Genomic DNA, 10,691 nt, shown 5'->3' on the forward strand with positions numbered 1-10,691 from the left:
AAAAGGACTAAAGGATGAGATCCCCACGGCTTCAGAGAAGGAGGGGGAGAGAGGGGGAGTATTAGCGGAAAACGCTGAGGGGGCGAGGGGGAATATTAGCGTAATGCGCTGAGGGGGCGAAAAAAATCTAGAGCATAGTGAAAAAAAATCCGGTCAGGCTTTTTGTACGATGCAGTTTCTCCCTTCTGCTTTGGCTTCATACAGAGCTTCATCCACTTTCCTCAATAATTCGTCAATGTTGGATATCTCCTCGCTGTACGCTGCCACACCAATACTTACAGTGAACGTTATCTTCTTGCCCTGGTAAAGGACGGTACTTTTTTCCACATTTTGTCTCAGTCTTTCGGCTAAAAGAGCTCCGTTTTTAAGGTCTGTATTGGGAAGGATAATCCCAAATTCTTCGCCACCCATGCGTCCCGGCATATCTGAATCACGCAAGCTGCCTTTTAATGCAGACGCAAAATGCCTTAAAGCCGCATCTCCTGCGGAATGACCCAGTGTATCGTTGATATGCTTGAAGTTATCCAGATCCAGGAACATAACGGAAAAGGGGTGTTTGTAACGATGTGCACGTTCCATTTCCTGCTCGAGGGATTGTATAAAAACCCTGCGATTTGGAAGGTCTGTCAGCTCGTCGGTTGTGGCCAACTCATGCAACCTTTGGTTGATGGTTTCCAGTTCAGCGGTGCGTTCTTCAATGATGATCCGTTGTTCAAATTCATGCTGCTTCATTTGAAAGGTTAATCTCATGAAAACTAAAACCAAGATGACTGCGATGGTAGAATTCACTATGTTCTTCACCATGAGGTAGGTATCGGTGGTTCCAAAAATGGAGGTTAGAACAAAAATCGAATGAGTTGTAGCGAAAAATATGAATGAGTGCTTTGGGCTTAATAGGATAAACAATCCCACGGCAAAGACTGGCAATAGGTAGATTATAAGATCTTTGATATAATAAAAAAGAGCAGTAAAACCAAACGCTGTCACCATCAGAAAGCAGTAAGAGAGGACAAAAGCCATCTGCCAGTAGATCGAATCATTGAACCCCCTCTTCTTTGCCAGCGCTGTCATTCCCCAGTACAACAGTGAACATCCTATTGCTGATAAATGGATGGAAAAGAGCACGGGATACTTATCAAAGGCTATGTCAAAGAATAAAAGAGCGGCAAAAATCGCGATAAGAAATTTTATTATCATCCCAACACGAAAGTAATTTATTGCCCATACTTCCTTGACGAAACGATCGTGATCACGGTGTTTTGGGCTCTTCTTTTCAGGATTGGTATCCAGTGGGTCATTATTTTTTGTGTGCACAGTAATAGGTTGTTCCTCCGGTCTCTCTATCGAATTGATGAAACAAAAGGTCCGATAAAGGTTAACTTCGAGTCTTCTTCCAGGACGGTTTTCTCAAGACGAGTTTCCCATTCCGAGACAAGAAAAAAAGACTCAATTCTACTGTATTATACCACTCGATTTTTCCTTCATAAACCTTAGGGCCATTCTAACGGTAGGTAGCGGGAGATTATTTGTGGAAACGAGAATAACAAATCCTTAGGACCAGGTCTTGATTCTTGAATTTTCGAGTTGAAGAAATGATTCATACTCGATTAGAGTTATCCTATTCTTTTACGGCTCCTAAGGTAAGACCGCTGATAATAAACTTTTGAATTAATATGCCTAAAATCACTATTGGAGTTGCTTGCAGAATGCCAATAGCAAGTATTTGGCCCCAATAAACATGTTTGTCGGTCCAGAAAGTCATAACTGATACTGGCAGGGTATAGCTATCCAAACCGGCTAAAGTTAATGCATAGAGAAATTCATTCCAGGATGTGATAACACAGAAGAGCACAGCTGATGCTATACCATTAACCGACAAGGGGATAACGATTTTCCAAAATAGTTTTCCAATCGAACACCCATCAATTAATGCAGCTTCTTCAATCTCTCTTGGTAAGCCTTCAAAAAAAGTTGTCATCATCCAGATAATAAATGGAATATTAAAAGTACTATAAACTAAAATAAGCGAAGTTCTGGTTTGGAGAAGACCGAGTTGTTTCATGAAAAGATAATAGGGAACAACAGCTGCAATTGGGGGAAGCATAAGTTGGCTCAGCAACCAAAAAGAAATATCTTTTTTTCGCCGTATTTTGAACCTAGCCAGAGCAAAAGCGGCGGGGATACCGAGAGCCATGGAAAAAAGAACGCTTATGGTAGTAACAGAGAAGCTGTTACGAAAATACATCCCAATTGGTCGAGTCTTAAACAAATTTATATATTGACTCAGTGTAAACTTGGAAAATACCTTGGGTGGATAACTCCAGGCATCCTGGTCAAACCGAAATGAGGTAGCAACCATCCAAATTACCGGAAACAAGTAAATCAATAGAATAACAATCGCTGATATTGTTATTAAAAAAGTTTTTGATCGGTCGCCTTTCATTTTAATTTACCTCCTGGTTTTAAAGAGGGAAATAACCAGGTAAAGGAGGCCATGGCAAGGATGGTAATGACAGCCAGAATAAGAAATGCAAGAGCGGATGCTTCACCGATCATCATGTATTGGAAGCCTTTTAAATAGAGTTTGTGCATCAAAACATCTGTAGCAGTGCCTGGTCCACCTTTGGTGATAATTCGAAAGCTTTCAAACACTCGGAAACTAAAGATAAAACGCATAATAAAAGCTAAAGCAATAAAAGGCCTCATCAGAGGAAGCTTAACATTCCAGAATATTTGTGCTGTTGTAGCTCCGTCGACACGAGCGGCTTCGAGTATGCTGATAGGCAGAGTTTGCAATCCCGCGAGAGTAATAAGTGCTATAAAAGGTGACCATTGCCATATTTCGACCAAACTGATTGAGTATAAAGCAATTCCAGGCTTTTGAACCCAACCGATATCATTAATGCCAAATATGCTTGCTAAATAAGTTAAAACTCCATAACTGGGATGATACATCATTCTCCAAACCGTGGCTACGACTGCCGGAGCTATCATCATAGGAATGATAAAAAGAGAACGAAAAAATTTTGGCCAAAGCAGATATTTGTTATTTAAAAAAAATCCGAGACCCAAACCAATTAACATTTGCATTGCGATAGAAATAATGAAAAACCGAACGGTAATGAAAAAAGAGAAACGCATTTCATTGCTGGTAAGAATATCAATATAATTTTTTAATCCAACGAAAACCGGTGGTTTTGGAGATGCTAAATACCAGTAGTGAAAGCTCGTATAAAGAGAATATAGAAAAGGGTAAATGACTATAACAAAGAGAACGACTAGTGCCGGTAAAAGAAGAAAATAGGGAGTTAAATTGGATTTCATTTTAATCATATGAAATATTTCACCCCTTTCTGCTCCTTACAAATAAGGCATCAGGCGGGGAATAGACTTCCCCGCCTTCCTTTTTATTTCTATTTATATCCGTGTTTCTTGAGGAGATCTTCAATGTCTTTTTGTGCTTTAGCTAATGCATCTTTTGCAGAGAGCTGGCCGGTTAAAGCTTCATTGATAGCGGTTCCTAATAAAACATGGTATTCAGCTTCTGGTATAAGAATTTGACCGCCTTGATAGGTTTCGGCATATTTTCGAATATTTTTAAATTCTTCATAAACAACGTCTACCCAAGGAACGATTGCTTTTACTTCTGGATCCTGGGCGACATCTATCCGGATGGGGGTTGAGATAGATACTTCGAGTGATTTTTTAGTTACTTCAGGCCCACATGCCCATCGCAAAAAGGTATATGCTGAATCAAGATCTTTTGAGTTCTTGTTAATGGATAGAGCCCATCCTCCTAAAAGAGGGTATTTCCCTGGGATAGATGCATAAGCAGTATTTTCTGCATAGGGATTCTTGACTGGATCAGCAACATCTCCGGCAAAGGCATCCCAGTTTTCCATCATTGCTATCTCACCATTGGTAAAATGAGCAACTTGTTCTGGGAAATAGTTGGTTCCAAAGCCTGGGGCTGAGTATTGAGCAGATTCTACAAATGCTTCAAGTGCTTTTAATGCTTCAGGTGTGTTCAGAGTCACATTCCAATCTTTATCAAAAACACTTCCTCCATATCCCCACAACAAAGGCAACCATTGGCTTATGGCTCCATCTCCTCTTTCTCCAGCAATGGATATACCATATTTGACAGGAGATTCTGGGTTAAAGGATTGAGTAAAGAATTTCGCAATTTCATTGAATTCATCCCAGGTTTCGGGAGCTTTCTTTCCGTATTGTTCAAAAAGATCGCTTCGATAAAAGAGGATAGTAGTAGTTAACATGATTGGGTAACCATAATATTTTCCTTCATATAAACCATAAGCATCAAGAACTGCTTTGTCAAAACCGGCTAAGTATTCGGGATCTTCTTTTGCCATAAATTCATCGAGTACTAACAAGTTACCGGTTTGGACATATTCGGCAATCCAAGGATTATCAACCATCAGAAGGTCATAGTTATTGGTACCGGAAACAAGATCTAAAATGCCTTTAGTGTGGGTATCCTCGTAACCGACAATTTCAACATTAACCTTGATACCAGTTTCTTTTTCAAAATCATCTTGTAGGGTTTCCATAACATCAGCAAGGGGTGATCCAGTAAGAAGAACACTGATCTCTTTTTCTTGTGATACTGCAACAAATGAAAGGGTAAGCATTACCAATGATATTAAACAAACAAGTAAATACTTTCTCATTTTTTTCCTCCTTTTATTCAAGGGCAAAACTTAAATTGACTTAGTTTTGCCCTTTATTATCCTTAATTGGTCAAATGAGTTAATAAATTTTACCAGTTTCACAGTAAAGCGGAAGGTCGACGGTTAAGCATTTGGTATTACCTTCATGATCGATAATAAATGGATTTTCAATCCGAAGACCCACATGGTTTTTATCAAGGCTTTTGAATGAACGGCCAAATATTCCTAAATCAAGCATAAAAGCTATTCCTTTGGGGAAATTCCAGGTTGAATGCTGGGTAGCGGCTCCTTTTCCTTCCATGGCTTCGGTCCAACCGATACCATGAACTAAACTGTATAGGGGGGATAACCCCTGGGGATCAAGAATTGAGCGAACGATACGATCAACTTCGCTCGCAGGTTTGCTATAACTAATGGCTTCAATGCCTTTTTCGTATGCTTTTATCGCAATATCAATAAACTCTAACTGGTCCGGATGGGCTTTCCCGGCGATAACTGTTCTTCCCATGCAGGAGGCAAGACCGTCATACCGAGCACTAACCGTAAGGTCAATCATGTCCCCTTCTTCAATAATTTTGTTAGAAGCTCTTCCGATAACATTTGGTGCTCGCCAACCTGAACAAACAATGGTACTAATGCCTACTCGGTCAGCTCCCATTGCTTTCATTACATAATCAGCACAGGCAGCTACTTCCAATTCTCTCAATCCAGGACGGATAGCGGCGATCATTGCTTTCATAGCATAGGTGGAAATTCGAGCAGCAATACTCATCATTTCAAGTTCTTGAGGACTTTTCTGGTATCTGCAATCTAAAAGGATTTCGCTAGCATCAATTATTTCAGTATTAGGAATTTCTTTAAGAAGTTGAAAAATTTCTAATGGAAGGATACTTGGTAGTGTGAGAATGCCAATTTTTTTGGGTTCAATTCCCGCTGCTTCAAAGAGGATTTTATTTAACGGCATAAATTCATATCCAGGGTAATCTTCTTCTGGTATTTTGAACTCCAATACATTGATGAAAGTGCCAGCCATCATAGTTTCTTTCGCATAAGCTTCACCTTCGGGCCCACCCAAAACAAATATTCCATTTTTCCCAATAACCGCTGCCGTTGGTTCGATTTGGGGGTCATAACCAGTTAACCAGCCAGTATCGCCTGGTCGTAGTTCATTACCAAAAGCTATTCCAACATCAAAACCGCGATTATTCAGTATTTCTTGGAGAGTTTTTATCCGAGATTCGTATTCTGACTTGGGTATTTTTCTTTCAAGATCAATTGGTTCAAGGTTTTTAACGAAAGAACAAACATCAAAAGCCATATCCTAGGCCTCCTTATTTAGTATTTTTTAAAAAAGAATTTTTTTTAAGATAGTACTTATTTTTTTACGTAACAGTTGAATTAAGAAAATAACCACATGATTTACGAATGATCAAGCGAGGTGAAATAGCAATCTGACGATTTCCATTATAGTTGCCTTCAATAAGTCCTAAAAGCATTTGCAGCGCAGTACGACCGAGTTCAGCAACTTCGATTTTAACAGTTGTTAGAGGTGGGTCAAAGTATTCCATGAACGGCATACCATCCATTCCTACAACGGCTATATCCCCGGGAACTGAAAGCCCAAAGTCTTTTATTGCTTTAATAGCACCGATTGCCATTTCATCATTAACAATAAAAACTCCTCGGGGTGGTCGATTTATTTTGAGCAACTTCATCATTGCATCATAACCAGATCCAAGGTCTCCATTTCCTTTTGCTAAAAAATTTGGATCGGTTCGTATTTCAGATTCTAAAAGAGCTTGAAAATACCCCATTTCACATTCACGATTAAAAGCTTGTTCAGAAATACCGATAAAACCAATTGATTTATACCCAAGAGATAAAAGATGCTTTGTGCCAAGATAGGCTCCCAAACGGTCATTATTATTGACAGCATAAGATTGAAGGTTGTCGAAATGATTGTCGATAAGAACAACTGGGATATTATTTATAGTGAGCTTAGCTAATACGTCTTCGCTCACTACGTTTACAATTAATACTCCATCTGCATCTCGATTTTCAATGATTCTTTGCAGCGCACCGGTTTGATGTTTTTTTGATTCTTTGGCAAAGGTCAGATTATAATTGGCTGCATCAGCCACTTCAAATATTCCATTAACCACAATAGAATTAAAAATTTGTAGAGAATTGTAATCTCTGGTTTCAATACTTAAGATAACACCAATGTTTTGGGTTCTCCCAGAAACTAATCCTCGAGCGGTAAGATTCGGCTGGTAACCCATTGATTGAGCTATATGAAGAATTTTTTCGCGGGTTTTTTTTGAAACCGAAGAACAATCACGAAGTGCACGTGAAACAGTACTTGGGGAAAGATCTAATACTTTGGCAATATCCTTTATTGTAGCTCTCATTTTTATACCCCACAAAGAAGGATTAATTAAATATAACAAACGTTTGCTATTCTGTCAAATGTACTTTATTTTTAATTTTTAAAATAATTTTAATATTTTAAACAACTTTAATACAATCATAATAACAAACGTTTGCAAAATTCATAGGGGTCAGGCCTTGATTCTTGAATTGGGTTACAAGAAATCAAAAACCAGCCAATATCTTGATAGTAAGATTTTACCTTGAATATCGACTGGTTTTTGATTAAAGCTTCCCAGAATTAAACTTAATCAATTTTAAAAAAAGCTAGTTCTGTTTTATACTTGGTTTTATTTATTCTAAGCCCATAAACTCAAAGGGTTTGGTTTCCACAAATAAATCAGCGGCATCTCCAGCATAAAATTGTTTCGGAGAGATAACCAGTTTTCGGGCAGGTGCCGAAGGAGAGAAATCGATATTATTGAACTGAACCCAGAAGATATTTGGGGTCAAAGTGGATTCGAAAAAATATATTTTGTTTTTATGATCGGCAACTGTTCTCCAAAGAGTAGAAGAAATATTCGGTTTCTCGGGAGTGCTGATACCAAAAGGTACCGACACATTCCGAATCACGCTAAACACTGAGGCCACTGCTACCTGAATATCGGCGGTTTTGGGAATGGCATTGATATAGAACCAAGCCCGGGCAAATCGATCGGCAGCTCGACTGGTACCAGGGAGCACAACCATCCCGCCAATTTCCTTCCAATACTCATTCAGAGCGAGCTGCTGCTGATATGTCGGAGAATTGGTCATGACCAGACAAGAAGAATCATGGTGAATAACCAATTTACCGTCAACATATTCAAAGATAGCACTATCACCTAAAGAATCGGAAACTGCCAAGTGAACAGTCGCTAATTTATCAAGACCTGGCATGTCGGCGGTAACTAGAATAAATTCTTCTCTGGACAAAGCTTCCACGGTTTCCTCAACAGTGGAGAAAGAATCCAGGACATATTGAGCCCATAATGCTAAACTTAAACCCGGTTTTTGACCATCCCACTTAGGATATACTGATTCGGCTAACCACAGCACGTTGGCTACTAAGCCTTCCTCATTCATACCATCGGTAGTGGAGATATCGTATCCAGTTGCAATAACACTCCCATACTTAGAAGTCCATTTAAAAGAATTGGGTCCCACTCTTCCTTCTCGTTCCATTTCTCTTGGGAAGATCCAGAGATTGGTTCCAATGTCTTCCGTCCAATCCATAGTCCGGCCGGTGATTACCGTTCCTTCCAGTCCATGGTAGAGCACTCTGCTGCAGGCATTGGCTGAGGGATTGGCTAATAATAAAATCATTAAAAAGAATATTACTAACAATAACAACCGATTTTTACTTTTCATGATAGCCTCCTAATAAATTTGTGATTAGTGAGGAATGAAAGGTGGATGTTACAATTATACCCCAATTCTCATTTTCTTCCTTTTGATTCCTAACTTTTTAAAAGATAGGATTTTCACGTCGCACAATAAGCTCCTTAGAATAACAAATTAGGCAATGAGATTGCCATGTCGTCCAACCAAAGAACAGTTAAGCTACTTGTAGTGAAGTTTTTAATAAAAAGTATTTTTAATCATCATCTGGCGCCACAACATGGTATGAGGATCTATCCAGAATCAACGAAATTTCATTAATGTTCTTAAATTAAATCATTTATAAGTTTGATAAAGAAAAATCAGCTTTTCTATATTAATTTTTAATCAAGAAAGACCGATATATTATGAAATAACGAGATGCAAACAGGAGGATCCCAAGTTGAAGAGATTTATGGTGGTAATGATTGTTATTTGTACGCTGTATTTATTAACAGTCAACTTACTGGCAGATGAACAGCAGGATAACTTTCAGGCACCGGAGTCAGAAGATTTTAGTAGTCTGATTTGGAGCGAAGCATTTGATAAACTCCAGGCTAAGTTTTCTCGTGAATATGGGTTTACGGACTGGAAGAAGATTGATTGGCCAGCTCTTTATAACCAATTCAAACCCCGAATGAACCAATCCCAGGAATCGAATGATTTCACAGCTTATTACCTCACCTTAAGAGAATATGTCCATTCTATCCCTGATGGGCATGTTCATATGAATTCTTTATCGGAAATTGATAACCGTTATATTGGAGGTGGTTTCGGATTTTCGATTGTGAAATTAACCGATGGAAAGATAGTGGTTATTTGGATTGATGAAAGCAGTGAGGCTTATACTCAAAGGATGAGGACAGGAGCAGAATTGGTAGAATGGAATGGTTGTCCGGTTCAAGCAGTTTTGAATGAAGTGTCAACCATTTTTTACAACAACTCGGCTACCGACGAGGATAGTATGAACCAAAGGGTGAGATATCTCACCCGGGCCCCAATTGGTACCAAACTATCTCTTTCGTTCAAAAATTTGAATGATGAAAAAATAATCAAGGCAACACTGGTTGCTTATGATGATCATGGTGAATCTTTAAAAAAGACCTATCCTGCAACGATGGTTTCCGATGGATTAAGAGAATTGATCTTAGGGGTAGAGAATCCCCAGAATCCACCAGAATCGATGGTTGAGAAGAAAATACTGGATGGAAATATTGGCTACTTAAAGATCTGGGGTTTGCTCGATGCTGATTTAACGGATTCAGGTGAAATTGTTTCAACATTGGGCTTATTTAAAGTAGCTATTGAGGAATTTAATCAAAAGAAGGTTAAAGGTTTAATAATCGATATCCGTAATAATGTAGGTGGTTTAGATTCGATGGTAGCGGATATGTTAGCTTCATTTTATACCGAAAAAACCTTTTATGAATACCAAAGTTGCTACAATGTTCTTTCCGGCTCCTGGGAAATACGTCCTGATGAAACACGAGAAGTTAATCCTGCTGATCCGGGTTTATACATCGAACCAGACGAACCCTTCTTCGGTGGTCCCATAGTGGCAATTATTAATTCAAAATGTATCAGCTCAGGGGAAGGCTTGGCGATGGGAATTAAGAATTTACCCAATGGTGAAGCACTGGGCTTTTACGGAACCAATGGATCGTTTGGTTTGGTGGGGAGTGGGGCACAAATGCCCGGAGGAATTGAAATTCGTTGGCCTTATGGACAATCTCTCGATAAAAACCGGCTAGTGCAGATAGACAGCCGTGATGGAATTGGTGGAGTTGTTCCTTCGGTTCGCATCCCGATGACTCTGGAGAATGCCTTACGCATAGCTCAAGGCGAAGATGTGGAATTAGAGCAGGCTATTGAATTTATTAAGAATTTATGATTATCAACAACCCAATCCGTTATTTTGAAGAGTTTAGTAACTTTTATTGGGTGACGTGGTAATCTCATCCACCCAGTCTGTTATTCCGAGGAGGGGAATTGTTGAATTCATTCCCCCATTGAAGGGGTGACTAAGGAGGGGTGTGCATTTCTCATTTTTGTTTGATCACTTTTCACTGTTTCCGGTATTTAAATGACAGAAAACAATAAAGTTGGGAAAAAAATCAGCTTAGAAATTTAGGAGGTAATGATTGATATCCCATAACGCTTGCAGCTTGGCTAAATGATTGAATTCCCTCGAGTATCAGTTGCTTGGATGTA

Annotated in this window: 8 protein-coding genes; 1 reads left to right on the plus strand and 7 read right to left on the minus strand. The window is 39.1% G+C overall.

Annotated elements, in window-relative coordinates; all coding sequences use genetic code 11:
- Nucleotides 1-153: 153 nt before the first annotated feature.
- The 7 genes from PLK24_RS04195 to PLK24_RS04225 form a co-directional block, all read right to left on the minus strand.
- Entirely contained in the window at nucleotides 154-1,314 is a 1,161-nt protein-coding gene (locus PLK24_RS04195) for a GGDEF domain-containing protein (RefSeq protein WP_324476597.1), read from the minus strand.
- Between the two features lie 304 nt (nucleotides 1,315-1,618).
- Nucleotides 1,619-2,443: a carbohydrate ABC transporter permease gene (locus tag PLK24_RS04200; protein WP_324476599.1), complete on the minus strand. Its 825-nt coding sequence runs from the start codon at nucleotides 2,441-2,443 to the stop codon at nucleotides 1,619-1,621.
- Entirely contained in the window at nucleotides 2,440-3,324 is an 885-nt protein-coding gene (locus PLK24_RS04205; RefSeq protein ID WP_324476601.1) for a carbohydrate ABC transporter permease, read from the minus strand. Before PLK24_RS04205 ends, PLK24_RS04200 begins: the two co-directional genes overlap by 4 nt.
- Nucleotides 3,325-3,413: 89 nt before the next feature.
- Complete coding sequence (locus PLK24_RS04210; RefSeq protein ID WP_324476603.1) at nucleotides 3,414-4,691, minus strand: ABC transporter substrate-binding protein; 1,278 nt, start codon at nucleotides 4,689-4,691, stop codon at nucleotides 3,414-3,416.
- 79 nt (nucleotides 4,692-4,770) lie between these two features.
- Complete coding sequence (locus tag PLK24_RS04215) at nucleotides 4,771-6,009, minus strand: M24 family metallopeptidase (protein ID WP_324476605.1); 1,239 nt, start codon at nucleotides 6,007-6,009, stop codon at nucleotides 4,771-4,773.
- Nucleotides 6,010-6,073: 64 nt separating this feature from the next.
- Nucleotides 6,074-7,102 carry a LacI family DNA-binding transcriptional regulator gene (locus tag PLK24_RS04220; protein WP_324476607.1) on the minus strand — a complete coding sequence of 343 codons (1,029 nt, stop codon included), beginning with the start codon at nucleotides 7,100-7,102 and terminating at the stop codon, nucleotides 6,074-6,076.
- Between the two features lie 313 nt (nucleotides 7,103-7,415).
- Entirely contained in the window at nucleotides 7,416-8,471 is a 1,056-nt protein-coding gene (locus PLK24_RS04225) for a linear amide C-N hydrolase (protein WP_324476609.1), read from the minus strand.
- Between the two features lie 412 nt (nucleotides 8,472-8,883).
- Between PLK24_RS04225 and PLK24_RS04230 the strand changes: the two genes are divergently transcribed.
- Nucleotides 8,884-10,371, plus strand: a complete 1,488-nt coding sequence (locus tag PLK24_RS04230; RefSeq protein ID WP_324476610.1) for a S41 family peptidase — start codon at nucleotides 8,884-8,886, stop codon at nucleotides 10,369-10,371.
- Nucleotides 10,372-10,691 lie beyond the last annotated feature (320 nt).

The organism is Atribacter sp. (assembly GCF_035418125.1).
GTDB lineage: Bacteria > Atribacterota > Atribacteria > Atribacterales > Atribacteraceae > Atribacter > Atribacter allofermentans.